Raw genomic sequence first — 26939 nt, forward strand, 5'->3', positions numbered from 1 at the left:
GGGCAGGGTACGGGTACGGGTCGAAGGAGGGTTCCTGATGCCAGATTCGGTACGGACCGGAAGAACCCCGGTGGTACGCGCCACACTGCTGGGCACCGTGTTGGCCGGCGGGCTGTGTCTCGTCGGCACACCGGCCAGCGCGGACGTGACCGTGACACCGGCGCAGGCGTACCGGGGTGACGCCGCGAAGCTCACCTTCCGGGTGCCGGACGAGCGCGCCGGGGCGTACACCAGCCGGGTCGAGCTGCGGCTGCCCGAGTCGGCGCCGGTCGCCGAGGTGTACCCGATGTCGGTACCGGACTGGGGACCGACCATCACCACCCGCCCACTGACGCAGCAGCTCAGCGGCATTCACCACGGCAACGTGACCGAGGTGACCTCGACGATCGTCTGGACCCGTACGGCACCGCCTCCGTCGCCGGGCGTCGCCGAACTGGTGGTGTCGCTGGGACCGATGCCCGAGGCCGAGCAGCTCGTCTTCGACGTGACCCAGACCTACTCCGACGGCACCCAGGTGCGGTGGAGCACCCCGCCCGGTTCGGCGGCCGCCGCCGGCACCGGCCCGGCCCCGGTGGTCGCCCTGCTCGCCCCGGCCGGTCCGCCACCGGCGGCGACGGGCGCAGACCCCGGCGGCACCGAGGACACCGAGGTGGCCGCCGGTGACGAGGTCGCCACCGACCGCTTCTCCGACGTGCTGCGGGTCGGGCTGCTGATCGTGCTGCTCGCCGCGGCCGCGCTCGGCGGTGCCGCCATCGCCCGCCGCCGCCAACCCGCGACACCCCTCGGCTCGCCGGACCCCGTCGCCGAACGCGCCACGCCCCACGCCCCGTCGTCGGACACCACCGCCCAACCCACCACGCCCCACGCCCCGGACGCCACCCCCGCACCACCCGCCGACCCCGAACCCACCCCCACCCGCTGGCGCCTCCGCCCCTGACCCTCACCCCACCCACCGCCCACCCCACCAAGATCCGCACACTTTCACGGAAAAAGTGGTTATTCGGCCCGGAATAGCGACTCTTTCCGTGAAAGTGCGGGGCTCGGTTTCGCGGGGTGAGCGGCGAGTGGGTGGGTCGGTTAGGGGTTACGGCGGTGGCGGAGGGTGAGTACGGCGAGGACGGCGAGCAGGGGCAGGCTGCCGAACGACCAGAGCAGGTGGCCCGCGTTCTGCTGGTCGACCAACGGCGGGTCGCCCCACGGGCGGGCCAGGGCGGTCGACCAGTCGGCGGCGAGCAGGGTGCCCGAGCGGGCGAGCACCAGCCCGAGGCCGACCTGTGCCACCACCAGCAGCAGTACGGCCAGCACCCGGGCCGGGTAGCCGGAACGCCGGGGTACGGGGTCGACGCCGAGCACCACCCAGAAGAAGAGCCAGCCGGCGGCCAGGAAGTAGCCGATCATGAGCAGATGCGCGGCGTGTGAACGCAGGGTCTGGTCGTAGATGCCGGTGAAGTAGAGCGGGAATCCGGTCGCGGCGAGCAGCACCAGCGCCACCGGCGGCCGGGTCAGCAGCCGCCCGGACCGGGACGCCCCGGCTCCCCGCAGCCACTCCCGTACGCCCGGCCAGCCGGGGGTGACGGTGGTCGGCAGCACCCGCCGGGCCAGGGTGAGCGGGGTGGCGAGCACCAGCAGGATCGGCGCCACCGTGGTGAGCAGCAGTTGCTGGAGCAGGTGTGCGCTGAACAGCAGGGGCGCGTACCGGGCCAGGCCGCTGGAGGTGGCGACCACGATCACGGCGCAGCCGAGCAGGAAGGCGCCCGTACGCCAGACCGGCCACTGCCCACCGCTCCGCCGCAGCCGGATCACCGCGGCGAGGTAGTAGCCGGCGGCGGCGAGCGCGACGGCGATGAGGATCGGTTCGGGCAGCCAGTCGCCGAGTAGTCGGGCGGCGTCGGGTGCCGCCGGCAACGGGTAGCCGAGCAGCGCCTGCGCGATGCTCTCCTCGGGTCCGCCCGGCACCGGCGGCGGGGTCCGGGACAGTGCCACGGCGGTACCCATCGCGGCGGCGAAGAGCAGCACCTCCACGATGGCGATCCGGGTGAACCGGCTCCGGTCGCCGCCCCGCAGGGCGGGCAGGGCGGTACGCCGTTGCCACCAGCCGGCGGCGGCGAGCGTGCCGAGCAGGAGGGTCTTGAGCAGGACGAGTTGGCCGTACCGGCTGTCGACGAGGGCAGCCGGGTCGGGCAGCCGCACGTACGCCGAGACCAGGCCGGAGGCGGCGACCAGGAGCAGGCAGCCGGCGGCGAGCGGGGAGAACCGGCGTACCGCGATGGCGAGTTGGTCGGTTCGCGCGCGGCCGGTCAGCGCCAGGGCGAGCAGCCCGCCGGCCCAGAGCGCCACCGGTACGACGTGCAGCAGCAGCCCGGAGACGGCGAGTTGGTGGTTGCTGGCGCCTGCGGCGTGCCCGGTGAAGACCGGCGGCACCATCGCGAGTACGGCGACCAGCAGTGCGACACCGGCGGTCCGTGGGGTCAGGGCGGCCCGGCAGATGAGGAAGACCGCCCCGGCCAGCCAGCCGGAGAGCGTCAGTGCCTGTCCCAACTGGACGGTGGTGGCGAAGTTGACGACCGTGGTGAACGACACCGCCTCGCCGATCGGCAGTGCGAGCACGTCGGCGAGGGTGAGGCAGAGTGCGGCGACGCTGGCGAGGCACCAGCCGAGCGCCGACCAGGCCGCCGTCCGGACCCGCCGGTAGCCGGTGGCGGAGAGGCCGCCTCCGGTGGCGCGGGCCGAGAAGAGCACCGCCGCCAGCAGCAGGCCGACGGTGACGACAGCACCCACCTGTGTGCCGAGCCGGGCGGCGGGCAACAGCCACGGGATGAGCGGGCCGGCGTCGGTCAGGCCGGGCAGGACCTCCCGGCGGGTGGCGCCGCCGTACTTCAGCAGCGCGGCCAGCACCGCGACGGCGACGAGCAGCCCGGCGACCGCGACCGGCCAACCCCCGGGGTACGACCGGCCCGCGCCGACCCCGCCCGGTGCCGATGGGGCCGGCGCCGGTACGGCCCCCCGCTCGGGCGTCGTGCCGGCCGGATGTTCCGGTGCGCCCTTGGGAGAGTGGTCCGGCGACGTCTGCAGGGCCGGGTGGTCCGGCGACGTCTGCACGGCCGGGTGGTCCGGTGCGCTCACGGCTGGGTGGTCCGGCGGCGCCGGATGAGCAGGAATCCGGTGCCGATCGCCAGTACGGCGACGGCGCCGAGCAGCAGGCCGGGTAGCACGCCGCTGCCGCCGTCGGTGCTGCTCTCGTCGCCGGCGAGTTCACCCGGCAGTTCGTCCGACGGGGGCGCGGTGGCGCCGGCGGACGCACCGGCCGGGCTCGGTTCGGTCGGCGGTTGCCCGTCCGTCGATGGCGTCGCGGCGGCGGTGGTGGGCGGCGGGGCGGTCACGGTGAAGGTGAGTTTGCCGCTGACCGGGTGCCCGTCGACCGACACCACCCGGTACGCCACCGTGTAGTCGCCCGCGTCCAGCGGCTGACGCAGCCGCTGGACCGCGCGTACCCCGGTGACCTGCGGTTGGCCGTCGCCGAGCGCCGTACCGGCCTTGTCGGTCACCGCGACGGTGGTGAACTTGGGGTTGAGCCGTTCGGCGAAGTCGAGCACCACCTGGGCCGGTGCGGCGGCCAGCCGGGCGCCGTTGGCGGGGTTGCTGGTCCGCAGCTCGTTGTGCGCCCAGGCCGGCGCGGGTACGGCGACGAGCGCGGTGGCGCAGACGACGGCGATGACGGCAAGTGGGCGGAACACTCGCATCCAGCTCAACTCCCAACGGCGATGGCAGACAGCCCCACGGGTAGTCGTGCTGGCCGGGCGGATAGTTCCCGCCGAGTCACCAGTGGCTGTCCTGACACAACCGGGCCGAGGTTAGCGGTTCGACCTGGAGGGTGGCGTGGTCGATGCCGAAACTCTCGTGCAGGCGTCCACGGGCGGCGGTCAGCACCCGGCCGACATCCGCACCGGGGTCGAGGCTGAGGTGGGCGGAGGCGACGTCCATGCCGGAGGTCAGGGTCCAGACGTGCAGGTCGTGTACGTCGCAGACCCCGTCGACCCCGGCCAGGCTGGTGCGTACCTCGGTCACGTCGACGTGCGGCGGGGCGGCCTGCACCAGCACCCGGATCGCGGCGCGGGCGAGTTGCCAGGTGCGCGGCAGGATGAACAGGCCGACCGCGACCGCGACGACCAGGTCGGCGTAGAGCCAGCCGGTGAACGTGATGACCAGCGCGGCGACGATGACGCCGACCGAGCCGAGCAGGTCGCCGAGCACCTCCAGGTAGGCGCCGCGCACGTTCAGGCTCTCCTTGGCTCCGGAGCGCAGGAGCAGGAAGGCGACGATGTTGGCCGCCAGGCCACCGGCCGCGACGACGAGCATCGGGCCGGCGGCGACCTCGGGTGGGTCTCCGAACCGGCGGACCGCCTCGACCAGGACGGCGATCGCGACCCCGAAGAGCAGGACGGCGTTGGCGAGCGCGGCGAGCACTTCGAGCCGGTAGAGGCCGAAGGTGCGTTGGGTGTCCCGGCCGGCGCGGCTGGCGGCGGTGATCGCGGCCAGCGCGAGCCCGATGCCGAGCACGTCGGTGAACATGTGGCCGGCGTCGGAGAGCAGGGCGAGCGAGCCGGTGAACCAGGCGGCGACCGCTTCGACCAGCATGAACACGCCCAGTACGGCGAGCGCGGCCCAGAGCGGGCGGCGGTGTTTCTCCCCTGCCCGCAGTACGTGTGCGCCGTGGTCGTGGCCTGCACCCATGGGTCGCCCTCCCTCGTTGTCGCGCCGCTCCTTCCTCAAAGTATGCGTACATCGCTATGTGTGCAAATTAGAAGTGGGACCCATTGCCAGCTTCGATGGACCGAAGGGTGCCGGGTCAGCCGGCGAAGAGCAGCAGCAGCCCGGCGACCGTGTAGCCGACCATCAGCACCAGCAACGGCACCTGCGCGGCGACCGCAGACCGGCCGGGGAACAGCACCAGCGCCCGGTCGTGACTGAGTACCGTGCCCAGCAGATGCCCGAGCACGATCAGCGTGACCTGCAACATCGCCACCCCGGTCGGGGTGACCAGCGCCGCGCTGACCGACCAGTCGGCGGTTCCCAGCCAGTTCGCGTCCCCGGTGACCAGCGGGTCCGACAGCAGCGCGACGGTCCGCTGCCCCTCCAGGACCAGCAGCGAGTAGTAGTGCGCGAGCACGTACCCGACCGCGATCGGCACGATGCAGTGGGCGATCTCGCCCGCCACGTCGGCCGGCCGCACGCCCGGTGCCAGCTTCGCCGCGAGCAGGCAGGTCAGGCCGTACGCGGCCAGCACCAGGCCGATCAGCACCAGCATCCCGACGGTGTTGGTCAGCACCGCCGGCAGTTCGGTGTTCTGCACGAACCGGAACCACGCCGGGGCGTTGGAGAGGCTGTCGAACAGCGTCGAGCCGAGCAGGACGACCACCACCGCGGTGAGTCCCGGAGCCGGTGCCAGCCCGCTCATCCCCTCCAGCGGATTGCGCCAGACCAGTGTCCCGTCGTCGCGACGGCCCACCACCGCCAGCCGGCCGACCAGGTCGCCGTAGACCTCGAACGCGTCGCCCCGGTCGAAGAAACCGACCCCGAACAGGGCCGCGCCGAGCAGCACCAGCAGCGCGTACCCGACCAGCCAGGCCCGGATGACCGGCACGGTGGCCCGGTCCGGTGCGACGAGTTCGAGCCAGACGAAGGCCAGCAGGCCGACCGCCGCCGGCCAGTAACCCAGCCTCGGCGGCAGCGGCAGAAAGCCCCGGCGCGGATCCCGCCGGCCGATCGCGGCAGCCAGCAGATAGACCGTACGCAGCGGATTCAGCGCCCGCCACACCGGTCCGAAGAGCAGCGAGGCGGGCACCAGCCCGACCCAGAAGACCACGTAGAACAGGCCGGCGGTGGGGTTGCGGTCGACGTCCGGCCCGAAGAAGAGTCCGATCGCGAAGTACGCCGCCAGTACCAGTCCCAGGCAGCGCAGCGCCCACCGCCACCCGGCCGAGTCGACCAACCGGCCGACCCGCTCCGGCAGCGGCCGTCCCGCCTCCGGGTCGCCCAGCCTCGGCTCCCGCCACCACGCGCCCAGCACGACGAACGAGATGACCAGGGCGAGCGCGGCACCGGTCACCGCGTACGCGAACGGGATGGGCAGGTCCTGCCGCCCGCCGACCCCGTGGGCGAGCAGCTCGGGGACCGTCCTCATCGGACCAGTAGCTGGAACAGCAGCAGCTCGGTCTCGTGCGTCTCGACCTCGAACATGCCGTCCCGGTCCGCCACGAACTCGACCGTGGCCGGCTGCCCGGCGGGCAGTTCCGCGCCGACGTCGTACCCGTGCACGTGCACCCGGTCCGGCACGTCGCTGGTCACGGTGATCCGGACCGACTGGCCCTTCGTCGCGTCCACCCGACCGGGCTGCGGATCGGCCCGCCCCTCGGTGATGGTGATGGCCACCTCGACCGGCGCGTCCGGGTCCGCCGGTCCCCCGGTCGAACCGCATCCGGTGCCGGCAACGGTCAGCAGCACCGCACCGCAGAACGCGGCCAGTGCACGACGACGGCCGATAGAGGGCATCATCACCATCTCCCCAGTCAGCCGGTCCCGCGACATCGGGAAGCGACTGTAGCGTCTTGCCGGGCACAGCGGAAGCCACCATGATGGGCCGATGCGATCGCCCCGGCTGCTCACCGTCCGCGCGGCCTGCCGCCTGCTCGCCGTCGTCGTCGTCGCCACGATCGCGCTCGCGGTGGTCGGCTCGCCCGCGTCCGCCCACGGTCAGCTCGCCGTCTCCGACCCGGTTGCCGGGGCCACCCTGTCCCGGCCGACGCAGGTGCTGGAGCTGTACTTCACCGAGGCACCGGCGGCCAACGCGTACTTCACCGTGACCACACCGAGCGGCGTACGCGTCGACGCCGGTTGGCAGCCCGGTCCGGACAAGCGGCTCGACCGCCCGGTCACCGAGCTGAACCTGGTCAACGGCAAGTGGGAGCCGAAGCTCTACCACACCGGATACTCCGCGTTCGTCAAGGTTTCGCACTGGCCGGAGAAGGGCGAGTACACCGCCAGCTACCTCTCGGTGGCCTCCGACAGCGAGCCGGTACGCGGCACGGTCAAGTTCTCCTACGCCGGTACGGCGACCGCCGCGCCGCAGGGCTGGACCGCGCCGACGAACCCCGCCGACCCGGCCCTGCTCGCCGCCGCCGAGAACCCCGAGCGGTCGGCCCCGACGAATCCGGGCACCGGCAGCACCACCGCACCGGCGTCGCCGGATCCGAACGCCGCCGGTGGCACCAACGACGACGGCAGCAGCCCGATGGTCTGGTTGCTGCCGGTGCTGCTCCTCGTCGGCGTGGCGGTCATCGTCGGCCTGACGCTGCGACCGAGACGCACCGCACGGATCAACACCGGTCCGGCGAACCGCCGCCGACCGGTCACCACCGCGGCGGCCAGACGCGCGGCGGCGGCCCGGAAAGCGGCGGGCGGCAACCAGTCGCCGGGAAAGGCGCAGCCGTCGCGCAAACGCGGCAACCGCTGACACCGATCGCCGATCACGCAACGCTGGTCGTCGATCGCTGATTCGACAATCAGCACCATCACCATTACAGCCGGTATCCGGATTAGCCGAAACGGTGAACGATAACCGAAAGTCGTTGTCCCATAACGCTTTTGGCACCCCGATGGACGTGTCCACCAGGACGGATCACACGGTAGGATTCTTCGCGGTCAACGCCAATCGGCGCCAACCGGTGCCGGCGGGACCGTCGCCTAATCGTCCTGGACGAACCGGGGAACCGAGTACGTGGGGTGAATCCGCGACAGCGGTAGGGATCACTTCCATCCCGAACCCGTCAGCTAACCCGGTCGGCGACCAACGGAAGGATCCTGCATGACGGCACCCCTCCGCCGATGGTTCACGCCTGCCCTGGCGCTGGTCACCGCCCTGCTCATGGTGGCACCGCTCTCGGCCACGGCACTGGCCGCGCCGGCCACACCGCCCGGCCCGGTCGAGTCCGACACCCCGCTGCTGAGCGAGGTCCTGGAGGCGACCGGACGTCGCTTCCTCGACGCCAAGGCCGCGCTCGACGCGTCGAAGAAGCGGCAGTCGGTCCTCGCCACCGAGCTCGCGAAGGCCGAGACGCAGATCGAGGAGCTGACCCCCCAGGTCGCCGAGATCGCCGCCCGCTCCTACCGCACCGGCAAGCTCGGCGCCGTGTCGGCACTCCTCAACAGCGCCTCCCCGGACTCGTTCCTCGACCGGGCGGTCGCGCTCGACGAGATGAACGCGGTCAACGACCAGAAGCTGCACGAACTCAACGCCGCCCGTGAGCTGGCCGAACGCGCCAAGGCCCTGGCCGACGCCGAGGTCAAGGAGCAGGAGAAGCAGACGGCGGTGATGGCCCGGCAGAAGCAGGACGCCGAACGCTCACTCGCCCTGGTCGGCGGCAAGAGACTGACCAACGGCTTCGTCGACGCCAACTCACCGGTGGCGAAGGCCGCCCCGCGTACGGCCAGCGGCGGTTGGCCGAAGGAGTCGTGCAGCAAGGACGACCCGACCACCGGGGGCTGCGTCACCCCGCGCACGCTGCACGCGTACAACGAGGTGAAGAAGGCCGGCTTCAACCGGTTCGTCGGCTGTCACCGTAACGGCGGTCCGTTCGAGCACCCGAAGGGTCGCGCCTGCGACTGGTCCCTGTTGAACAGCGGATTCGCCCCCGCACGCAACCAGGACCAGCGCCTCTACGGCAACAACCTGACCGCGTTCCTGGTCCGCAACGCAGACAAGCTCGGCATCCTCTACGTGATCTGGTACAAGCAGATCTGGTTCCCGGCCACCGGCTGGAAGTCGTACAGCGGTGAGAGCGACCACACCGACCACGTACACATGTCCATGCTCTGACCTCGCGCCGGTCGACGTCCGCAGGCCCCCACCCGGTCCCACCACGGCCGGCTCGGGGGCCTGCTCCGTTCGGCCCGGTTCCGGCCGGCCGAGTCGGCGAAGGATGACATGTCATCTTCGGCAGTATCATGGCCGGGTGGCGGCGAACGGGGAACGATGGCTCAGTGATCGGGAGCAGCGTGCCTGGCGTTCCTTCATCACCATGCAGATGGAGTTGCACAGCCGGCTGAATCGCGGACTGCTCGCCGACACCGGCCTCTCCGAGAGCGACTACGCCGTGCTGGTCCACCTCAGCGAGGCGCCCGAGAAGCGGCTGCGGATCTTCCAGCTCCGGACCCACCTCCAGTGGGAGAAGACCCGGCTCACCCACCACCTCGGGCGGATGGCCCGGCGTGGTCTGGTCGAGCGGGAGCCCTGCGCCACCGATCCCCGGGGCGCGTTCATCCGGATCACCGACACCGGCCTGGCGGAGATCACGAGGGCGGCACCGAAACACGTGTCGCACGTACGGCGCTGGGTGGTCGACGTACTCACCCCGGAGCAGCTCGACGTGCTCGCGGAGATCTCCGACATCGTCCGGGCCGGATTCGAGCAGGACACCGAACCGGAGCCCTGCGACACCGAGGCGGACCCGTGCGACGCGGAGCCCGCGCACTACGACGACTGAGGCCGGACCGCGACGGGACCGGCACGGGTGAGGCCGGCCCCAGGACGGGACCGGCCTCGGATCGAGGCAGCCGGGTGACACCGGACCGCCGTCGGGTCAGGCGCGGTTGAGCACCCAGGTCAGACCGCCGGCATCCTTCGGGGTCAGGGTCAACGTGTTCCCACCGCACTGGTAACGGCCCTCGCCGAGCAGCGGCTGGATGTCGACCACGTCGCCGGTACGGCTGGCACCGTCGCCGACGTACTCGGAGATCTTGACGTTCTCGAAGAGCGTGGCCGGCGTCGGCTCGGTCAACGTCACGGTGACGCGGGTGTCGCCCCACTGCAACGGCGGTACGGGCGCCCAGTCACCGGTGGTGCCGCCACCGGCGCCGGTGCTGACCGTGCCGCTGGCCTTTCCGGCGTAGCTGAACGTGCCGGCGATCCTGGCGTCACCGAGCTGCGCCTTGAAGGTCACCGGCTTCATCGCGGCGAAGTCGACCGTGGTCGCGCCGGTCGGGCCGACCTTGACCAGCACCCCGTCCCCGCCGCTGATGCTGGCGCTGGCCAGCGTCCCGCCGGCCTGCCCCGCGGCCGAGGCGGTACGCCAGTCCCCGGTCACGCAGGACGCCACCGGACCGCCGGTCGCCGGTGCGGCGCTGGCGCTGCCGGACGGCGCCACGGTGCCGGTGCCGCCGGACGGGCTCGGTGTGGCCAGACCGACGCCGCTGCCCTCGGTGCAGCCGCTCGCGGCCAGGCCCAGTCCGGCCAGGGTCGCCACCGCCACTATCGCCGACCTACGCATGTGTCCTCCTTGAGTCGTCCGTGGCCGCTACCTGTCGCGCCGATCGCGGGGGCGCCACGGGATCCGCCCACCGCTCCTGCTACCCCGAACCGGACATCGACCAAACCGAAGGCAATACGCTGCCCTGGAGGACCACCACCCCACCGGAGCCGCCACCGCCCTCGCCCGTCCCCTCGGAAGGCACCCCATGAAGATCATTGCCGCCGACGTCTTCGTCACCTGTCCCGGCCGCAACTACGTCACCCTGAAGATCACCACCGACGACGGGCTGGTCGGGTACGGCGACGCCACCCTCAACGGCCGTGAGCTCTCCGTCGCGTCGTACCTGCGGGACCATCTCGTGCCGCTGCTGGTCGGGCGGGACGCGGCACGGATCTCCGACACCTGGCAGTACCTGTACCGGGGCGCCTACTGGCGGCGGGGTCCGGTCACGATGACCGCCATCGGCGCCGTCGACGTGGCCCTCTGGGACATCAAGGGCAAGGCCGCCGGTCTGCCGGTCTACCAGCTGCTCGGCGGCGCGGCCCGGGACGGTGTCACGGTCTACGGGCACGCCAGCGGCGCCGGGATCGAGGAGGCGGTGGCCGACGTGGCCCGCTTCCTGGAGGCCGGCTACCGGGCGGTCCGGGTCCAGTCCGCGATCCCCGGACTCACCTCGACCTACGGCATCCGGGTCGGCGGCGGGCTGACCTACGAACCGGCCGCGCACGACCGGCCGGCCGAGGACGTCTGGGACACCGCCGCCTACCTCGACTTCGTGCCGAAGCTCGTCGCCGCCACCCGCGACCAGCTCGGTTACGGCTTCCACCTGCTGCACGACGTGCACCACCGGCTCACCCCGATCGAGGCGGCCCGGCTGGGGCGGTCGCTGGAGCCGTACCGGATGTTCTGGATCGAGGACAGCACGCCGGCCGAGGACCAGTCGGCGTTCCGGCTGATCCGGCAGCACACCGTCACCCCGCTGGCGGTCGGCGAGGTCTTCAACACCATCTGGGACTGCAAGGACCTGATCGCCGAACGCCTGATCGACTACATCCGTACGTCGGTGCCGCACACGGGTGGGATCACCCACACCAAACGGGTCTTCGACTTCGCCGACACCTACGGGGTGAAGTCCGGGTCGCACGGTGCCGGGGACATCTCCCCGATCGGCATCGCCGCCGCGCTGCACCTCGACCTGACCATCCCCAACTTCGGCATCCAGGAGTACATGGACCACCTCGACCCGGCCGGTGAGGTGTTCCAGGCCGGCTACCGGTTCGACGACGGGATGCTGCACCTCGGCGACGAGCCGGGCATCGGGGTCCGGTTCGACGAGCAGGCCGCCGCGCGGTACCCGTACACGCCGAGGTACCTGCCGGTGAACCGGCTCACCGACGGCTCGATGCACGACTGGTGACGACCGGCCGCCGCCGGGCCGCGCGGGGTCGCCCTCAGAGCCCGGCCGGGTACGTCTCCAGCTCGCCCGGCTCCGCGAAGGCCTGCAACTCGTGTACGGCGGTGGTCTGGTCGCACCAGATGAACCCGTCGTACCGGTCGGCCAGCCGGGTCGGGACGTAGTTGCCCCACTCCTCGAACGACGGGTCGTAGACGACCCCGATCGCCCGGTGGTCGGCCGGCTCGTTCAGCCACTGCGGGCGGTCGCCGTGGGAGAGCACCAGCAGCGCCCGTTCGGGCAGCATGCCGTGCAGCCGGTCCTCCAGCGAGCCGGGGCGGGCCGGCGGCACGGTCATGATCTCGGCCGGTGCTCCCCAGCGGGGCGCGGCGACCACCGTTCCCTGGTAGCCGCCGAAGCCGATCAGGGCCACCGCGTCGTCCCCGTGCCGCTCGCGGGCCAGCTGACCAATGTTGATCATGCCGGCGTCGGCCATGTCGGTGGCCCGTGCGTCACCGATGTGGGTGTTGTGCGCCCAGACCACCGCGCGGGTGTCCGGGCCGTACCGCTCCAGCAGTCGGTCGAGCGTGTCCGCCATGTGGGTGTCGCGTACGTTCCACGACTGCGGGCCGCCCGCGACCATGGCCCGGTAGTACCGCTCCGCCCCCGCCACCACCTCGGCGTTCTGCCACGCGGCGAACCGGTCCGCCCCGTCGGCGGCGGCGCGGGCGCGGACCGTTGCCAGCAGCCGGATCACCTCGTCCTCGCAGCTGGCCGAGACGAACCGGCTGGCCAGCCCGTACTCCTCGACCTGCTGCCCGTACGGCTCGAAGCAGCGGTACGCCGCCTGCGCGGCGGCCACCGCCGCCGGGTCGTCCTCGCCCAGGTAGTCGAGGATCGCCTGCATCGAGTCCCACAGGCTGTAGACGTCGAGCCCGTGGAAGCCGACCCGCTCCGGTTCCGGCCGGTCGGAGTTCCAGGCGCGCAGCCAGCGGCAGAACCGGGCCACCTCGGCGTTGGCCCACATCCAGGTCGGCCAGCGCTCGAACCGTTCGAGCGCGATCTGCGGGTCGGGGTCGCCGCCCGGTGCGGAGGTCACCGACAGATGCACCCGGTCGCAGTCCGGCCAGTCGCCCTCGACGGCGACGAAGTTGAACCCGCACTCGGCGATCAGCCGCCGGGTCAACTGCTCGCGCAACCGGTAGTAGTCGTACCCGCCGTGGCTCGCCTCGCCCAGCATCACCACCCGGGCGCGGCCGGCGTGGGCCAGTAACGGATCGAAGTCGCCCGGTCCCCCGAGCCGGTGCACCTGCATGTCCGGGCCTACCCGGCCGACCGGGCCACAAACCGCCCGCCGGGCGCCGCGCTCCCCGCCGCGACGGCCGGGCGTCGGCTCAGCCCGGCAGCCGAACGGTACGGCTCTGCCGGCGGGCCGCCTCGGCGGCGTCGAGTACGGCCACCACCTCGCGGCCGAACCGCACGTCACACAGGTTGTCCCGGTTACCCGAGTCGACGTCCTCGACCAACTGGTCCAGGGCCAGCGAGAGGGCCTGCACGGCGGTGCCGTCCCCGCTCGGCACGCTCTCCACGCCGTTCTCCCCGTAGAAGACGAAGTCGAAGGCACGGGCCGCGGGTGCCGCGTTCAGGGTCAGCGAGAGGGTGCTGGTCGCGCCGGTGGCGTGGGCGAGCAGCAGGTGGACGGTGTCCCGTGGGCCGCCCAACGCGGCCACCTGGGTCACCCGGCCGAGCACCGGCACGATGATCGACAGGGCGTGCGGGCCGATGTCCCAGAGCGCGCCCCGCTCCCGCCGCCACGGCGACGCGCCGTACGGGTTGCCCGGCTCGAAGATCGAGGCGTACATGGTGGCGCGGGCGCCGTACCAGCCGCCGGCCGCCGCGGTCGCGCTGAGGAATCCGGCCACGTTCGGGTGGAACCGGTTGGTGAAGAAGACCAGCGACGCCACTCCGGCCCGCGCGGTGGCACTCATCACCCGCTCGGCGTCGGGCAGGCTCAGCGCCAGCGGCTTGTCCAGCAGCAGGTGCTTGCCGGCGATGGCGGCCTGGACCGCGATGTCGGCCTGGATGTCCGGCGGCAGCGCGACGGCGACCGCGTCGACGGTCTCGATCAACTCGTCCACGTCGTCGAACGCCGGTACGCCGTACCGCTGGCCCAGCGCCCTGGTCTTGTCGTGGTCACGGCCCCAGATGCCGGCGAGTTGCGCCTTCGGGTGCGCGGTGAGCGCCGCCGCGTGGGTCTCGGCGGCCCAGTGACCCGTGCCGAACAGCCCGAACCGTAGCAACGCCGGCTCCTCTCCTCACCCGGCCCGCGCGGGTGGCGCCGGTGGCCGTCGAACCCGGCCACCGTGGTTAACCTAACGCCTCACCACCCCCGCGACACCCCCGGTCCGGTCCACACCGCCGGTGCGGGAGGGTCGTTCACCGGTTGTGCCGGGAGCCGTTCCTATCCGCGCCGGAGGCGGAGGAACCGGCGGCTGCCGGTGTGCCGTCGCAGGGCCAGCAGGGCCTCGTCGGCCTCGGCCGCGGATTCGGCCGCCTCGTCGACCAGTGCCTCGGCGGCCACCTCGGCGACCCTGGCCGCCTGTTCGGCCCGACGGAATCCGGCCGCGGCCCGGTCGTGGGCCCGCCGGGCCGCGCCCTGCTCGATCCGGCAGCGCTCGGCCACCCGTTCCCGCTCCTCCTGGGCCGGATCCCAGTCACCCGAGCGGCGGAAGACCTCGCGCAACTCCTGCACCGAGATGTCCCCGCGCCGGTAGGCCGAGAGCGCGGCCCGGGACACCGCCCGTTCGCGGTCCGCGTCGGCGGGCGCCGTACTGTCGATCACCCCGGCCGCCCGGCGACCGGCCAGCGCCGCCTGCCAGGCGCGGTCGTACGCCTGCTCCACGCTCTCCTGGGCGACCCAGGCGGCTTCCCTGGCCTGCTCCGCCGCCGCCACCTCGGCCCGGGCCAGGACCGCCCGCTCCACCGCCCCGGTCGCGTCGATCCGGGCCCGGGCGGCGTGCGCGGCGAGTTCGTCGGCCTCCGCGCGCAGCCGGTCCAGGTCCGGACGCGGGGTACGGGAGTACGAGTGGTCGGCCAGCACCGCCAGCCCGAGCAGGGCGAGCACGACGAAACCACCGGCCATCAGCAACGCCCACACACCCGTCGCGCCCACGCCGTCGCTCCCCACGGTCCGTGTCGCCCAACCGGGGCCCGACCCGGAAGCCCCACCGCCCCGGTCGCCGGTGCGGCCCGACCCCGGAGCCCGATCGGACCGATGATAGACGCGTGTTGATGGCCTGACCAGCCGTGACGAATGCCTGGTGGGCAGGTCGGAGGGGCCGGAGCCGGGCTCACTAGGCTGTCGGGCGTGAACGGCTCCCTGGTGACGGTGACGATCGTGCTCTCGCTCGTACTCGCCGGGTGGAGCCTGATCACGACGTTGCGCAACCGGCCGCCGGACCTGACCCACCTGGTCGGCCTGGCGATCGTGGAGGCGAGCCTGCTGGTCCTCGCCGGCCTGGCGCTGGCAGCCTGGGCCGGCGGCGAGCAGCCCGGCGAGCCCGGCACCTTCTTCGGCTACCTGGTCACCCTGGTCTGCCTGCCGCCGCTGGCCGGGGTGCTGGCCCGGATGGAGCCGACCCGCTGGGGTTCGGTGATCGTGACCGTCGTCTGCCTGGTCATCCCGGTCGTGGTGGTACGACTCCAGCAGACCTGGGAGGTGACCGGTGGCTGACCCATCGACCGGTTCGTCGCGGACCGGAACGTCGAGCACGCACCCGTCGTCGGCGGTACGGCAGCCGCCGCAGCGGGTGACCAACGCCGGGCCGGGCCGGGTGCTGATCGCGGTCTACATCCTGTTCGCGATCGCCGCCACCTCCCGCGCCACCCTGCAGATCGTCACCAGATTCGACGAGGCGCCGGTGGCGTACCTGCTCTCCGCGTTCGCCGCCGTGGTCTACATCGTGGCCACCGTCGGACTGGCCCGCGCCGGGCGCGGCGGTCGCCGGATCGCCCTGATCTGCTGCACGGTGGAACTCGTCGGGGTGCTGGCGGTCGGCGCGACCAGCCTGCTCGACCGGGCCCTGTTCCCGGACGACACGGTCTGGTCCGGTTTCGGCGCGGGTTACGGCTACATTCCGCTGGTGCTGCCGGTGCTCGGCCTGCTCTGGCTGCGCCGCACCCGCGAAGCGGCCTGACCGCCCGCGAAGCCGGTCGGCACCGCGAGCTGCCCGAGGGCCGGGCGGTCGCCGGCTAGTCGCGCGGGCCGCCGGCCACGTAGATCACCTGACCGGAGACGAACGACGCCCCCTCACTGGCCAGGTACGAGATGGTGTGCGCCACGTCCTCCGGTCGGCCGACCCGGCGGACCGGGATCTCGGCGGCGCCGGCCCGCTGGAACTCGTCGAAGTCGACCCCGATCCGGGCGGCGGTCGCGGCGGTCATGTCGGTCACGATGAAACCGGGCGCCACCGCGTTGGCGGTGATACCGAACGGGCCCAGCTCGATCGCCAGGGTCTTGGTGAAGCCCTGGAGCCCGGCCTTTGCCGCGGCGTAGTTCGCCTGGCCCCGGTTGCCCAGCGCGGAGGTGCTGGAGAGGTTGACGATCCGGCCCCAGCGCTGCTCGACCATGTACTTCTGGGCGGCCTGGGTGAACAGGAACGCACCGCGCAGGTGCACGCCCAGCACCGTGTCCCAGTCCGCGTCGGTCATCTTGAACAGCAGGTTGTCCCGGAGCACCCCGGCGTTGTTCACCAGCACCGACGGCGGGCCGAGTTCGGCGGCGATCCGCTCGACCGCACCCCGCACCTGCTCCCGGTCGGCCACGTCGGCACCGACCGCCACCCCCCGGCCACCGGCCGCGACGATCGACGCGACGGTCGCCCCGGCCGCCGACTCGTCCAGGTCGACCACGGCGACGGCCAGGCCGTCGGCGGCGAGCCGCTGGGCGGTGGCCGCGCCGATGCCTCGGGCGGCGCCGGTGACGATGGCGACGCGGGACTGCTCGGACCCGGCGGCGGACTGCTCCGACATACTTACCTCCCGGTAACTTAGGCTCGGCGGGAGGAGCTTAACCCAGCATGCCCGGCCCGCGGTGCAACCGGATCCAGCGGTAGCCGTACCCGGCGACGGCCAGCGCGTCGAGCTTGCCGACCGGGGCGTACTCCTGGTCGGCGAGCACGTCACCGGGGAGTTCCGCCTCGGCGTACAGGTCACCGAGGTCGACCACGGCGTCGGACGTACCGAGGTTGTGCAGGAAGAGCATCGTGCCGGTCGGGCCGTCGGCGCGGTGCGCCAGCACCCCCGGCGGCATCACCCGGTTCAGGTCCGCGCACCGGCCCGAGCCGACCTCCGGCGCCTCCCGCAGGGTACGGATCATCCGCTCGAACCAGGACAGCAGCGAACCGGGGTCGTGCCGCTGGGCGGTGACGTTGACCCGCTCGTAGCCGTACTCGCCGCCGGTGATGACCGGGCGGATCAGCTCCTCCGGCGCGGCGGTGGAGAACCCCGCGTTGTCCTGGAAGGACCACTGCATCGGGGTACGGATCGCGTCCCGGCCGTTCAACGACAGGTCCTCCCCCATGCCGATCTCCTCGCCGTAGCGGAGCACCGGCGTACCGCGCAGCGAGAACTGCAACGCGTACGCCAGCTCGATCCGCCGCCGGTCGCCGCCGAGCATCGGGGCCAACCGCCGCCGGATCCCCCGGCCGTAGAGGCGCATGTGCTCGTCCGGCCCGAACTGTTGGAACACCTGGTCGCGCTGCTCGGCGGTGAGCCGGGACAGGTCGATCTCGTCGTGGTTGCGCAGGAAGGTGGCCCACTGCCCGCCGTACGGCAGTTCGGGGGTGTCCCGCAGCGCCTCGATGATCGGCTCCGGGTCCTGCCGGGCCAGAGCGAGCACCAACCGGCCGTTGAGCATGAAGTCGAACAGCATGTGCAGCCGGTTGGCGGACCCGCCCCGGTCGCCGAAGTAGTGCACGAGCTGGGCCGGTTCGACGTTCGCCTCGGCCAGCAGGACCGCGTCGGCCCGGCGCCACTGGGCGTGCTGGCGCAGTTCGGTGACGAACTCGAAGTCCTTAGGCGAGTCCGGGTTTCCCGGCTCGGTCAGCTCGATGATGAACGGCACCGCGTCGATCCGGAACCCGGAGACGCCGAGCTGGAGCCAGAACGCGATGATCTTCTTGATCTCCTCCCGGACCGCCGGGTTGGCCATGTTCAGGTCCGGCTGGAACTCGTAGAACCGGTGGTAGTACCAGGCCTTGGCGGTCCGGTCGTAGGTCCACGTCTCGTCCTGCTCGCCGGGGAAGACCATGCCCTGCTTACGGTCCGGCGGCGCCGCGTCGGACCAGACGTACCAGTCCCGGTACGGCGAGTCCGGTGACGAGCGGGCGGAGCGGAACCACGGGTGCTGGTCGGAGGTGTGGTTCACCACCAGGTCGATGATCACCCGGATGCCCCGGTTTCGGGCCTGGTGCAGCAGTTCGGCGAAGTCGCCGAGCGTGCCGAAGCGCGGGTCGACGTTGTAGAAGTCGGTGGCGTCGTAGCCGTCGTCCCGGTTCGGTGACGGGTGGATCGGGTGCAGCCACAGGCAGGTCACCCCCAGCCGGGCCAGGTAGTCCAGCCGGCCGATCAGCCCACGCAGGTCACCGACCCCGTCGCCGTCGCTGTCCGCGTACGTGTCGATGTCGAGGCAGTAGACGACTGCCTCGGAATACCACCGGTCGCCCATGCCGGACTGCCTTTTCCGGTGGGCCGTACCGGCAAACGCCTGCCTGGTCGGAGCGGCCGGTGTAGAAGTGGATCGTGGTGGGTAGGAAGTTCCCATGGGTGGACTGACGGGATGGGTGACCTCGGTCATCGAGGCACTGGGTCCGCTCGGGGTCGGCCTGCTGGTGGCCCTGGAGAATCTCGTGCCGCCGGTGCCGAGCGAGATCGTGCTCGCGCTGGCCGGCTATCTGGCCGGCGAGGGACGCGCCAACGTCTTCGTGATGGGGGTCGCGGCGACGGTCGGCTCGGTGGCCGGGGCGCTCGCGCTCTACTGGCTCGGCGCGGCCCTCGGCGAGGAACGCCTCAAACGCTGGCTCGACCGGATCCCGCTGGTGGACGCGGACGACCTGGATCGGGCCGACCGCTGGTTCGAGCGGTACGGGAACTGGGCGGTGCTGTTCGGCCGGATGGTGCCGGTGGTCCGCAGCCTGGTCTCGGTGCCGGCCGGCGCGAACCACATGCCGATCGGCCGGTTCCTGGCCCTGACCACGCTGGGCAGCGGCATCTGGAACTCGATCTTCATCGGGCTCGGTTACGCGCTCGGCTCGCGCTGGCAGCGGATCGAGCAGTACAGCACCTGGTTCGACCTGGCGCTGCTTGCCGCTTTCGTCCTCGTCGTCTCGACCTGGGTGGTCAAGCGGCTGCGCCGCCGCCGGTCCCGCCGTACGGAAAGCCGGGACGAGCCCGAACGCACCTCGGTCCGCTGACCCGTACTCCGGTCCGCTCGACCCCGGACGCGGGACAAGCGGCCGATCGTCGTTGATCGGCCACTCGTCCCGCGCGCCCTGGTTGCGGGTCGCGGTGATCGGTACGGGTGCCGGCCGGGTGCCGGCGGCGACCGATCCTCAGTGCCGGGCGGCGCCGGTGGTCGGGGGTACGGCGGTCACGGCAGCGTGGCGAGGTGCGGCTTGACCGTACGGGCGAAGTTGTTGCCGTTCGAGACGTCCCAGTTGATCGACCAGGTCATCGCGCCCCGGATGCCGGGGTAGGTGCGCGGCGGCACGAAGCTGCCGCAGTTGGTCGCCCGGGCGAGGCAGTTGAGCGCCTGGTTGACCAGGGCCGGTGCGACGATGCCGCCGCCGGCCGCGCCGGGTCCGGCCGGCAGGCCGAGCGCCACCTGGTCGGGCCGGAGTCCGGCCTCCAGTTGCGTGCAGGCGAGCGCGGTCATGAAGTTGACCGTTCCCTGGCTGTACGCGAACTGCTGGTCGCAACCGAGCATCGAGCCGGAGTTGTAGAACTGGGTGTGTACGACGGTGAGGATGTCCCGGATGTCGAGCGCGAGCTTGAAGTAGCTGACCGTCGGGTTCTGCATGTCGATGGTCTGCGGTGCCATCGTGATGATGAGGTTGGCGCCGACCCTGCTCCGCAGGCTGCGCAGCGCTTGGCCCATGTAGGTCGGGTTGAGCCCGTTCTCCAGGTCGATGTCGACGCCGTCGAAGCCGTACTGCTGGATGAGGCCGTAGACGGTGTTGCTGAAGTTGGTCGCGGAGGCGGCGTCGTTGACCGCGACCCGGCCGGTCTCGCCGCCGACCGAGAGGATCACCTTCTTGCCCCGCGAGTGCAGGGTCTGTACGTCGCTGATGAAGTTGGCGTTGGTGTAGCCGCCGAGCGCGCTGGACAGGCCGGGGTCGATGCCGAAGGTGACCGCGCCGGGGGTGCTGGTCGCCTCGGCGAACGCGACCGCGATCAGGTCGTACTCGTTGGGGACATCACGCAGCCGCAGTTCGACGGCGGGGTTGTCGAAGTTGTGCCAGTAGCCGGTGAGGAAGTGCTTCGGCAGCGGCGAGTTCGGCGGCGGCGTGACCGGCGGGGTGGTGGTGGGCGGCGGCGTGGTCGGCGGCCGGGTGGTCGGTGGCGTGGTGGGCGGGGTGGTCGGCGGCCGGGTCGTCGGTGGGGTGGTGGGTGTGGTGCCACCACCGCACGCGGCGCCGTTGAGGGTGCAGTTGGTCGGGCTGCCCGGGCCGGTGCCGTTGAACCCGAACGACGTCGACGCGCCCGGCGCCAGGGTCCCGTTCCAGGACCGGTTGGTGAACGTGAACCGCTGGCCCGACGAGGTCATCGAGGCGTCCCAGAAGGTCCCGACGGTGCTCCCCGCCGGCAGATCGAAGACCACCGTCCAGGAAGTGAGGGTGGTCGTCCCGCCGTTGGTGACGGTGTACTTCCCCTCCCAACCCGAACCCCAGTCGGAGACCTTCACGAAGGTCGCCGTCGGACCGGCGGCGAACGCCGGCATCGCCACCCAGACAGCGCCGAATGCCGCCACCAGGGTCGTGATCAAGGACAGGAGCAGGATTCTGGAGCGCTTCATGCGGGCCTCCACGGCCGGTCAGGCATCGGCAGCCATCGACAGTTGGCCAATTATTAAGACTCTTAACTGTTTCTGTCCAGACCCCGGTGCCGGCAAATGCAAAGGAAGGGCCCCCTCCCATCGGATTTGCGATGCGGAAGGGGCCCCTGGCGCCTCGGCGGGGCGGCGCCGGTCAGCGCCGGAAGATGATCCAGTTGACGTTGACGAAGTCGGCCGGCTGGCCGCTGCCGAAGGTCAGGTAGACGGTGTGCCGGCCGGTGGTCGGGGTGACGTTGCCGGGCACCGAACGCCAGCTCTGCCAACCACCGGTGTTGGAGAGCGAGAAGCTGCCGATCGGCGGGTTGGTCGGGCTGTCCAGGCGTACCTCGACCAGGCCACTCACCCCACCGGGGGCACCGGAGGCGACCCGGGCCACGAAGTCGCGGGCCGGCGTGCTGCCGAAGTCGATGTTGTCGAACCGGGCCCAGTCACCGGCGGCCAGGTGACTCAGGTTCTGCCCGCCCTCGCTGCACGCCTCGACCTGTACGCCGTTCTGCCCGCTGTACGCCTCGGCCTGGATGGTCGAGTACGCGTCGCCACCGCCGGGCGGCGGGGTGGTCGGCGGGGTGCCACCGCCCCGGCTCCAGACCGCGACGTAGTCGACCAGCATCGGCCGGCCGGAGACGGTGGCCGCCGTCGGCGTGGTGCCACCGGCCACCCCGTTCGGGAACGAGCCGCCCATCGCCACGTTGAGCAGCAGGAAGTAGCCGGCGTGGCTGGTCATGTTGTTCCAGTGCGGCTGGCCGACCTGGGTCTCGGTGACCGTGTGGTAGAGCTGGCCGTCGACGTACCAGCGCAGTTGCTGCGGGCTGGACCCGCTGTCCCACTCGAAGCGGTACGTGTGGAACGTCGACTGGCAGGTGGAGCCGGGGCAGGCCCGGTTGGCGCCGATGCCGTTGAACTCGTTGCACGGCCCGCCCGGCGCGACCCCGCAGTGCAGTACGCCCCAGACCGAGTTGATCCCGTTGACGTTCTCCATCACGTCGAACTCGCCGATGGCCGGCCAGTTCTGGTAGTTGCCCCGGTACGGCGCACCGAGCGCCCAGAACGCCGGCCAGTATCCGGCAGCGGCGGCACCGGTCACGTTCGGCATCTGGATCCGGCCCTCGATGGCGAGCACACCACCGGCCGGCGGCTTGAAGTTGGTCCGTACGGTCTCGATCCGGGACGAGGTCCACTGGCCGTTCGCGGCCCGGATCGGGGTGATCCGCAGGTTGCCGGCTCCGTCGTGACTGACGTTGGCGGTGCTGTTGGTGTAGGTCTGGATCTCACCGGTGCCCCAGTTGGGTGGGCCGCCCGGATAGCTGGTGCCGGTGTCGATGATCCAGTTGCCGGCCGACGGCAGGGTGTTGGCGGCGCCGGTGAAGTCGTCGCTCCACACCAGACTCCAGCCGGGCGGGGTCGGTGGTACGGCGGCACGGGCGGTCACCGAGACCGTGCTCACCACGGTGACGAGCGCGGTGAGCACGGCCAGCAGCAGCAGCCGCCGTCGTCTCGGGGTGGTTCCGGCCGGGGCCGGGACGGTGCTGGTCATGATGTTGGCCTCTCTACGGGACGGATGAGAGAGCGCTCTCCGTCCGGTTGTACGTCCCGGGCCCACATATGTCAACGTTTGTCGATGTCTAGGTGGTCGCCACCTGCACCGGCCGGCGCAACACCGCCCGTTCCAGAGCCGTCCAGGCGGTAGTGGTGACCAGGTAGAGCACCGCCGCCAACGGCAGCACCAGCGCCGCCAGCACCGTCCCGTACGGCAGCAGCGGCAGCAGCCGGGCCAGCACGGCGGCGCCGGGCTGCTCCGTACCGCCGGGCTGCGCGGCGGACACGGCCGCGTCCCGACGCATCCGCCGCGACGTCCACCAGGCCAATCCCAGCAACAGCACCAGCAGTACGCCGAACAGCGGCCCCGCCGCGCCGCCGAGTCCGTCCGCGACGTGGTGCCCGAGCGGCACCCCGGCCAGTCGCTCGGTGAGCAGCCCGGCACCACCACCGACCGGGCCGGCAGCGGTGAAGAGGTGGTACATGACCACGAAGAACGGCACCTGCAACAGCCCCGGCAGGCAACCGGCGAGCGGGCTCGCCCCGGCCTCCCGGTGCAACTTGATCATCTCCTGCTGCAACCGGGCCCGGTCCTTGCCGTACCGCCGCTGGAGTTCCCGCAGCTGCGGGGCGAGCGCGGCCCGACGCCGCTCGCCGCGTACCTGGGCCACGGTCAGGGGCGTGATCAGCAGGCGTACGGCGATCGTGAAGAGCACGACGGCGACGGCGGTGGCGGCGGTGCCGGCCAGTGGCGTGACCGCCGTGGCGAGCGCGTGGACGACGGTGGCGGCGACGCCGACGGCGCCGTCGAGTGGTGCGAAGGCGAGCATGGTGAACCCCTCGGTCCGATTCCGGGAAGGCTCGGCACCGGGTGCGCGTGGTCAGCACCGGGCGCGGAGCCGGAGACAACATCCGATGTGGACGATGAAAGGCGGAATCGGCCGCGTGCGGCGGGGAGGAAGAGCCGCTACGCGGCCGGGAGGAGCACCGTCGGTGCCCGGGGACGGGGCCGACCGGCCCCGTCCGGATCGAGCCGAGCCGGGGCGGTTCCTTTGCTCCGGCTTAACATTCCGTCTCGATGGTTGAGCGCCGACTCAGCGGCTGGCTAGGGTGCGCCTGGGGCGCTGGCTGTCGGACGCCCACCCAACCCCGGATCGACGAAGAGGTGCGCCCAGGATGGCCGAGCGGGAACAGCCGGGCTCGGCGGAGCGCGACGGGCAATCCCGGCACCGGGCACCCGCCCGACGGGCGACCGGAACCGGCGTCGAGCGCCGGGCCGGGGCTGGCCGGGGCGGATCAGGTCGGCTGGCGCCGGTGCTCGGCACGATGGCCCGCGCCGCCCGAGCCGGCGAACCGGCCCTGTTCACCCTGCTGCGCAACCGCCGCCAGGTGGTCATCGGACTCGGCGCCGCCGCGGTCGCCACCGGCGCGGTCGGCTCGGCCGCCGCCGTACTCGGTGGGGGTGGTGGGATCGCCGCGGCCGTGAGCGACCAGGCGACCTCGACCCGGTCACCCCGCGACGCGGGCTCCTTCGCCGACCGCGACGCCAGCTACAGCCAGTCACTCGGCGAGTCGATCAACTTCGGCGCCGCCGGGCTCGCCGAGACCCCGGCGAAGGCCGCCGAGGCGGCGCTGAAGGCGACCCCCGTCTTCCCCAACCCGCTCAGCCGCGACCCGGTGCTGCACCTGCTGCGCCGGGCCTCCTTCGGGCCGACCCGGACCGAGGCGGACGCCGTCCGCGCGTCCGGCATCGACGCCTGGATCGAGGCGCAGCTCGACCCGGGCAAGGTCGCCGACCCGATCGGCGACCAGGTGCTCGGCTCGTTCCCCACCGTCGGCATGTCCACCGCGCAGATCCGGCGCGCGGTCAAGGAGTTCGACTGGGCCGCCCAGTACGAACTGGGCCACGCCACCCTGGCCCGCCAGTTCTGGAGCAGCCGCCAACTCTTCGAGGTGATGGTCGACTTCTGGTCCAACCACCTGAACGTGACCAACCCGTTCGACGGCGGCTGGGACGTACGCACCTCGTTCGACACCCAGGTCATCCGCAAGCACGCGCTCGGCAGGTTCTCCGACATGCTCGCCGCCAGCGCCCGCAACCCGGCCATGCTGCGCTACCTGAACAACAACGAGTCGCACCGCCGGTCGGTGAACGAGAACTACGGTCGGGAACTGCTCGAACTGCACACGGTCGGGATCGACGGCGGTTACACCGAATCCGACGTACGCAACAGCGCGTACATCATGACCGGCCGGACCGTCACGAACGAGGGCGAGTTCCGGTACGAGGCCGACCGGCACTGGGTCGACCCGGTCAAGGTGCTCGGCTTCACCGACAAGAACCCGTCCCGGGCCAAGGGGCTCGCCGTCGGCGACCGCTACCTGCAATACCTGGCCACCCACGAGGCGACGGCGAAGAACATCGCCCGCAAGCTTGCGGTCCGGTTCGTCGCCGACACCCCGCCGCACCACCTGGTGCAGCGGCTGGCCGAGGCGTACCTGGCCAACGGGACCGCGATCGCCCCGGTGCTGCGGGTCCTGTTCCGCTCGCAGGAGTTCTGGATCTCGACCGGGCTCAAGGCCCGCCGGCCGCTGGAGAACTTCGTCGCCACCGCCCGCTCGCTCGGGGTCGCACCCGGTGCCGACACCCGCGCCGGAATCGAGGGGCTCTACCGGTTGACGCAGCGCTTCGGGCAGCCGCCGCTGGGCTGGGTGCCGCCGAACGGCTACCCCGACGTGGCGGCGGCGTGGCGATCGGCACACGCCACCCTGGCCATCTGGAACAGCCACCGGGCGCTGGTGCAGGGGGCGCAGAGGGGGCTGTCGTACCCGAAGCCCGAGGGGTTGGTGGGCAAGCGTCCACCGACCACCGGCGAATACCTCGACGCCCTCGCCGCCCGGTTGCTGCAACAGCCGCTGGCCGCCAAGGACAAGCAGGCGCTGCTGGCCTTCCTCGGCTCGAAGGAGGGTACGGCGGTCAAGAACGCCACCCTCGGCGGCAAGATCGAACACCTGGCCCCGCTCTTCCTCGACTCGATCTACCACGCGCTGCGCTGAGGAGAGACCATGAATCAGGACAACTCTCCGCGTACGGTCGACGAACTGCGCCGGTACGGGCCGAACCTGCCCGAGGCGGCGATCCGGGTGCACGCCGAGGCGGTCACCGGCGAGCTGACCGAGCAGCGCGACCGCTGGCGGCACGGCTTCACCCGGCGTCGGGTGATGGCCGGCGCGGGTGCGGTCGGTGTGGCCAGCCTGGCCGGGCAGATCGCCACCACCCGGGTCGCGTTCGGCGCCCCGGCCACCACCAACCGCACCCTGGTCGTGGTCTTCCTGCGCGGCGGCATGGACGGCCTGTCGGTGGTGGTGCCGCGCGGGGACCGCAACTACCTCGACGCCCGCCGCAACATCGCCGTGCAGCCGGGTGCGCTGATCGCCGGGGACGACCGGTTCGGCCTGCATCCGGCGCTCGCACCGCTGGAGCCGTTCTGGAAGTCGGGGAAGATGGCCGCCGTGCACGCGGTCGCCTCGCCGGACGCCAGCCGCAGCCACTTCCAGGCGCAGGACTGCCTGGAACGGGGTGCCGCCTCGACCGGGGTGCACACCGGCTGGCTGGACCGGGTGCTCACCGCGCTCGGTCCGGGCACCACCTTCCGGGCCATCGCCGAGGGTTCGGCACTGCCCCGCTCGCTGGTCGGCGGCGAGAACAAGCTGGTGCTCCAGGGCATCCGCGAGTTCGACCTACAGGGCTTCAGTGGCGTACGGGCGAGCACGCTGACCGCGCTGAAGGCGCTCTACACCGGCCTGGACGACCACCCGTTGGCCACCCAGGCGACCGAGACCCTGGCGTCGATCGCGGCCGCGCGCAAGATCGCCAGCAAGGACTACAAGTCGACGGCGCAGTGGCCGGGTGGCGGCTTCGCCGACCAGTTGCGCGACGTGGCCCGACTGATCAAGGCGAAGGTGGGGCTGCGGGTGGCAGCGGTCGACATCGGCGGCTGGGACATGCACACCAACATCGGCGGGCCGGACGGCGGCGACATGCGCAACCGGCTGAACGAGCTGGCCGGTGCGCTCGGCGCGTTCGCCACCGATCTGGGGCCGGCACTCGACGACGTCTCGGTGGTCACGATGAGCGAGTTCGGCCGCCGGGTCGAGGCGAACGGCAGCTCCGGCACCGACCACGGGCACGGCGGTCTGATGCTGATGCTCGGCGGCGGGATGAACGGCGGGAAGGTGCACGGCCGCTGGCCGGGGCTTGCCGCCTCAGCCCTGGACCAGGGCGACCTGGCCGGCGCGAACGACTACCGGGACGTGCTGACCGAGCTGCTGCGGGCCCGGATGGGGGTGGCCGATCCGAAGGCCATCTTCCCCGGCCTCAAGCCCCGGGAGATCGGCGTCTTCCGCTAGCCGATCGGGCACGCACTGCCGTGCCGCCGAGCGGGTCCACCCGCCCGATGCCCGCCTCCGGAGGCCGAATGCCTCGAAAGGAGTGCGAGTCGCCACGCCGGTGCGGCGTTTCCCGGCCCGACCGCGCTGGGTAACGGAGTCGCCAGGCGCCTTTCCCGGCGCGACGGCAACCGACGAACGGCGG

Annotated in this window: 25 protein-coding genes and 1 riboswitch; of the genes, 10 read left to right on the forward strand and 15 right to left on the reverse strand. The window is 72.0% G+C overall.

What is annotated here, in order from left to right; translation table 11 throughout:
* Positions 1–37: 37 nt before the first annotated feature.
* A complete protein-coding gene (locus ACZ6QQ_RS33600; protein ID WP_465881792.1) occupies positions 38–937 on the forward strand; it encodes a YcnI family copper-binding membrane protein in 900 nt (299 codons plus the stop codon).
* 140 nt (positions 938–1077) lie between these two features.
* On the opposite strand, the gene ACZ6QQ_RS33605 is transcribed toward ACZ6QQ_RS33600, so the two are convergent.
* The 5 genes from ACZ6QQ_RS33605 to ACZ6QQ_RS33625 all read right to left on the reverse strand — a co-directional run bounded on the left by ACZ6QQ_RS33605 (position 1078) and on the right by ACZ6QQ_RS33625 (position 6552).
* Complete coding sequence (locus tag ACZ6QQ_RS33605; RefSeq protein ID WP_465881793.1) at positions 1078–3123, reverse strand: bifunctional copper resistance protein CopD/cytochrome c oxidase assembly protein; 2046 nt, start codon at positions 3121–3123, stop codon at positions 1078–1080.
* Positions 3120–3740 carry a copper resistance CopC family protein gene (locus ACZ6QQ_RS33610; protein WP_465881794.1) on the reverse strand — a complete coding sequence of 207 codons (621 nt, stop codon included), beginning with the start codon at positions 3738–3740 and terminating at the stop codon, positions 3120–3122. Before ACZ6QQ_RS33610 ends, ACZ6QQ_RS33605 begins: the two co-directional genes overlap by 4 nt.
* Positions 3741–3816: 76 nt before the next feature.
* Positions 3817–4731, reverse strand: a complete 915-nt coding sequence (locus tag ACZ6QQ_RS33615) for a cation diffusion facilitator family transporter (RefSeq protein ID WP_465881796.1) — start codon at positions 4729–4731, stop codon at positions 3817–3819.
* A gap of 115 nt (positions 4732–4846) precedes the next feature.
* Positions 4847–6181: a hypothetical protein gene (locus tag ACZ6QQ_RS33620; RefSeq protein WP_465881797.1), complete on the reverse strand. Its 1335-nt coding sequence runs from the start codon at positions 6179–6181 to the stop codon at positions 4847–4849.
* The gene (locus ACZ6QQ_RS33625) at positions 6178–6552 is read right to left on the reverse strand and encodes a cupredoxin domain-containing protein (protein ID WP_465881798.1); all 375 of its coding nucleotides are present in this window, start codon (positions 6550–6552) and stop codon (positions 6178–6180) included. The genes ACZ6QQ_RS33620 and ACZ6QQ_RS33625 overlap by 4 nt, the downstream gene beginning before the upstream one ends.
* Before the next feature lie 88 nt (positions 6553–6640).
* Here ACZ6QQ_RS33625 and ACZ6QQ_RS33630 point away from each other — a divergent pair, with 88 nt between their 5' ends.
* The 3 genes from ACZ6QQ_RS33630 to ACZ6QQ_RS33640 all read left to right on the forward strand — a co-directional run bounded on the left by ACZ6QQ_RS33630 (position 6641) and on the right by ACZ6QQ_RS33640 (position 9539).
* On the forward strand, positions 6641–7510 hold the full coding sequence (locus ACZ6QQ_RS33630; protein WP_465881799.1) for a copper resistance CopC family protein: 870 nt from the start codon (positions 6641–6643) through the stop codon (positions 7508–7510).
* A 217-nt stretch (positions 7511–7727) separates the two neighbouring features.
* Positions 7728–7858: riboswitch (cyclic di-AMP (ydaO/yuaA leader) on the forward strand.
* Positions 7859–7861: 3 nt separating this feature from the next.
* A complete protein-coding gene (locus tag ACZ6QQ_RS33635) occupies positions 7862–8872 on the forward strand; it encodes a coiled-coil domain-containing protein (protein ID WP_465881800.1) in 1011 nt (336 codons plus the stop codon).
* Positions 8873–9008: 136 nt separating this feature from the next.
* Positions 9009–9539, forward strand: a complete 531-nt coding sequence (locus ACZ6QQ_RS33640) for a MarR family winged helix-turn-helix transcriptional regulator (protein WP_465881801.1) — start codon at positions 9009–9011, stop codon at positions 9537–9539.
* A gap of 96 nt (positions 9540–9635) precedes the next feature.
* Here the strand turns inward: ACZ6QQ_RS33640 and ACZ6QQ_RS33645 are convergent, their stop codons facing one another.
* Entirely contained in the window at positions 9636–10322 is a 687-nt protein-coding gene (locus tag ACZ6QQ_RS33645; RefSeq protein WP_465881802.1) for a hypothetical protein, read from the reverse strand.
* 187 nt (positions 10323–10509) lie between these two features.
* On the opposite strand from ACZ6QQ_RS33645, the gene manD reads away from it, so the two are divergent.
* Complete coding sequence (manD, locus tag ACZ6QQ_RS33650; RefSeq protein ID WP_465881804.1) at positions 10510–11721, forward strand: D-mannonate dehydratase ManD; 1212 nt, start codon at positions 10510–10512, stop codon at positions 11719–11721.
* 34 nt (positions 11722–11755) lie between these two features.
* Here manD and ACZ6QQ_RS33655 read toward each other — a convergent pair whose 3' ends face one another.
* The 3 genes from ACZ6QQ_RS33655 to ACZ6QQ_RS33665 form a co-directional block, all read right to left on the reverse strand.
* The gene (locus ACZ6QQ_RS33655; protein WP_465881805.1) at positions 11756–13012 is read right to left on the reverse strand and encodes an erythromycin esterase family protein; all 1257 of its coding nucleotides are present in this window, start codon (positions 13010–13012) and stop codon (positions 11756–11758) included.
* Positions 13013–13091: 79 nt separating this feature from the next.
* Positions 13092–13997, reverse strand: a complete 906-nt coding sequence (locus ACZ6QQ_RS33660; RefSeq protein ID WP_465881806.1) for a Gfo/Idh/MocA family protein — start codon at positions 13995–13997, stop codon at positions 13092–13094.
* Between the two features lie 161 nt (positions 13998–14158).
* Positions 14159–14869: a hypothetical protein gene (locus ACZ6QQ_RS33665; RefSeq protein ID WP_465881808.1), complete on the reverse strand. Its 711-nt coding sequence runs from the start codon at positions 14867–14869 to the stop codon at positions 14159–14161.
* Between the two features lie 141 nt (positions 14870–15010).
* Here ACZ6QQ_RS33665 and ACZ6QQ_RS33670 point away from each other — a divergent pair, with 141 nt between their 5' ends.
* Both ACZ6QQ_RS33670 and ACZ6QQ_RS33675 read left to right on the forward strand, forming a co-directional pair.
* Complete coding sequence (locus tag ACZ6QQ_RS33670) at positions 15011–15430, forward strand: hypothetical protein (protein ID WP_465881809.1); 420 nt, start codon at positions 15011–15013, stop codon at positions 15428–15430.
* A gap of 76 nt (positions 15431–15506) precedes the next feature.
* Positions 15507–15893 carry a hypothetical protein gene (locus ACZ6QQ_RS33675; protein ID WP_465881896.1) on the forward strand — a complete coding sequence of 129 codons (387 nt, stop codon included), beginning with the start codon at positions 15507–15509 and terminating at the stop codon, positions 15891–15893.
* A 55-nt stretch (positions 15894–15948) separates the two neighbouring features.
* Here the strand turns inward: ACZ6QQ_RS33675 and fabG are convergent, their stop codons facing one another.
* Positions 15949–16728: a 3-oxoacyl-ACP reductase FabG gene (gene fabG, locus ACZ6QQ_RS33680; RefSeq protein ID WP_465881811.1), complete on the reverse strand. Its 780-nt coding sequence runs from the start codon at positions 16726–16728 to the stop codon at positions 15949–15951.
* Positions 16729–16765: 37 nt separating this feature from the next.
* Complete coding sequence (locus ACZ6QQ_RS33685) at positions 16766–18424, reverse strand: alpha-amylase family protein (RefSeq protein WP_465881812.1); 1659 nt, start codon at positions 18422–18424, stop codon at positions 16766–16768.
* 94 nt (positions 18425–18518) lie between these two features.
* Between ACZ6QQ_RS33685 and ACZ6QQ_RS33690 the strand changes: the two genes are divergently transcribed.
* Positions 18519–19169 (forward strand): DedA family protein, encoded by a 651-nt coding sequence (locus ACZ6QQ_RS33690; RefSeq protein ID WP_465881814.1) that lies wholly within the window; start codon positions 18519–18521, stop codon positions 19167–19169.
* A 176-nt stretch (positions 19170–19345) separates the two neighbouring features.
* Here ACZ6QQ_RS33690 and ACZ6QQ_RS33695 read toward each other — a convergent pair whose 3' ends face one another.
* The 4 genes from ACZ6QQ_RS33695 to ACZ6QQ_RS33710 all read right to left on the reverse strand — a co-directional run bounded on the left by ACZ6QQ_RS33695 (position 19346) and on the right by ACZ6QQ_RS33710 (position 23414).
* Positions 19346–20770 carry a chitinase gene (locus ACZ6QQ_RS33695; protein ID WP_465881815.1) on the reverse strand — a complete coding sequence of 475 codons (1425 nt, stop codon included), beginning with the start codon at positions 20768–20770 and terminating at the stop codon, positions 19346–19348.
* Positions 20771–20942: 172 nt separating this feature from the next.
* Entirely contained in the window at positions 20943–22343 is a 1401-nt protein-coding gene (locus tag ACZ6QQ_RS33700) for a carbohydrate-binding protein (RefSeq protein ID WP_465881816.1), read from the reverse strand.
* Between the two features lie 88 nt (positions 22344–22431).
* Entirely contained in the window at positions 22432–23175 is a 744-nt protein-coding gene (locus ACZ6QQ_RS33705; RefSeq protein WP_465881817.1) for a YidC/Oxa1 family membrane protein insertase, read from the reverse strand.
* Positions 23176–23312: 137 nt separating this feature from the next.
* Positions 23313–23414, reverse strand: a complete 102-nt coding sequence (locus ACZ6QQ_RS33710) for a DUF6412 domain-containing protein (RefSeq protein WP_465881819.1) — start codon at positions 23412–23414, stop codon at positions 23313–23315.
* Between the two features lie 107 nt (positions 23415–23521).
* Here ACZ6QQ_RS33710 and ACZ6QQ_RS33715 point away from each other — a divergent pair, with 107 nt between their 5' ends.
* Positions 23522–25402 (forward strand): DUF1800 domain-containing protein, encoded by a 1881-nt coding sequence (locus tag ACZ6QQ_RS33715; RefSeq protein ID WP_465881820.1) that lies wholly within the window; start codon positions 23522–23524, stop codon positions 25400–25402.
* 9 nt (positions 25403–25411) lie between these two features.
* Positions 25412–26755, forward strand: coding sequence for a DUF1501 domain-containing protein (locus ACZ6QQ_RS33720; protein WP_465881822.1), 1344 nt, complete (start codon positions 25412–25414; stop codon positions 26753–26755).
* Positions 26756–26939 lie beyond the last annotated feature (184 nt).

The organism is Micromonospora sp. NPDC049529, from assembly GCF_055586685.1.

Coding starts and splice junctions, on each gene's coding strand:
- ACZ6QQ_RS33705 (WP_465881817.1), bottom strand. CDS start 23,175: ATGCTCGCCTTCGCACCACTCGACGGCGCCGTCGGCGTCGCCGCCACC.
- ACZ6QQ_RS33720 (WP_465881822.1), top strand. CDS start 25,412: ATGAATCAGGACAACTCTCCGCGTACGGTCGACGAACTGCGCCGGTAC.
- fabG (WP_465881811.1), bottom strand. CDS start 16,728: ATGTCGGAGCAGTCCGCCGCCGGGTCCGAGCAGTCCCGCGTCGCCATC.
- ACZ6QQ_RS33715 (WP_465881820.1), top strand. CDS start 23,522: ATGGCCGAGCGGGAACAGCCGGGCTCGGCGGAGCGCGACGGGCAATCC.
- ACZ6QQ_RS33700 (WP_465881816.1), bottom strand. CDS start 22,343: ATGACCAGCACCGTCCCGGCCCCGGCCGGAACCACCCCGAGACGACGG.
- ACZ6QQ_RS33710 (WP_465881819.1), bottom strand. CDS start 23,414: ATGTTAAGCCGGAGCAAAGGAACCGCCCCGGCTCGGCTCGATCCGGAC.
- ACZ6QQ_RS33635 (WP_465881800.1), top strand. CDS start 7,862: ATGACGGCACCCCTCCGCCGATGGTTCACGCCTGCCCTGGCGCTGGTC.
- ACZ6QQ_RS33695 (WP_465881815.1), bottom strand. CDS start 20,770: ATGAAGCGCTCCAGAATCCTGCTCCTGTCCTTGATCACGACCCTGGTG.
- ACZ6QQ_RS33610 (WP_465881794.1), bottom strand. CDS start 3,740: ATGCGAGTGTTCCGCCCACTTGCCGTCATCGCCGTCGTCTGCGCCACC.
- ACZ6QQ_RS33690 (WP_465881814.1), top strand. CDS start 18,519: ATGGGTGGACTGACGGGATGGGTGACCTCGGTCATCGAGGCACTGGGT.
- ACZ6QQ_RS33600 (WP_465881792.1), top strand. CDS start 38: ATGCCAGATTCGGTACGGACCGGAAGAACCCCGGTGGTACGCGCCACA.
- ACZ6QQ_RS33630 (WP_465881799.1), top strand. CDS start 6,641: ATGCGATCGCCCCGGCTGCTCACCGTCCGCGCGGCCTGCCGCCTGCTC.
- ACZ6QQ_RS33645 (WP_465881802.1), bottom strand. CDS start 10,322: ATGCGTAGGTCGGCGATAGTGGCGGTGGCGACCCTGGCCGGACTGGGC.
- ACZ6QQ_RS33685 (WP_465881812.1), bottom strand. CDS start 18,424: ATGGGCGACCGGTGGTATTCCGAGGCAGTCGTCTACTGCCTCGACATC.
- ACZ6QQ_RS33625 (WP_465881798.1), bottom strand. CDS start 6,552: ATGATGCCCTCTATCGGCCGTCGTCGTGCACTGGCCGCGTTCTGCGGT.
- ACZ6QQ_RS33670 (WP_465881809.1), top strand. CDS start 15,011: ATGCCTGGTGGGCAGGTCGGAGGGGCCGGAGCCGGGCTCACTAGGCTG.
- manD (WP_465881804.1), top strand. CDS start 10,510: ATGAAGATCATTGCCGCCGACGTCTTCGTCACCTGTCCCGGCCGCAAC.
- ACZ6QQ_RS33620 (WP_465881797.1), bottom strand. CDS start 6,181: ATGAGGACGGTCCCCGAGCTGCTCGCCCACGGGGTCGGCGGGCGGCAG.
- ACZ6QQ_RS33655 (WP_465881805.1), bottom strand. CDS start 13,012: ATGCAGGTGCACCGGCTCGGGGGACCGGGCGACTTCGATCCGTTACTG.
- ACZ6QQ_RS33615 (WP_465881796.1), bottom strand. CDS start 4,731: ATGGGTGCAGGCCACGACCACGGCGCACACGTACTGCGGGCAGGGGAG.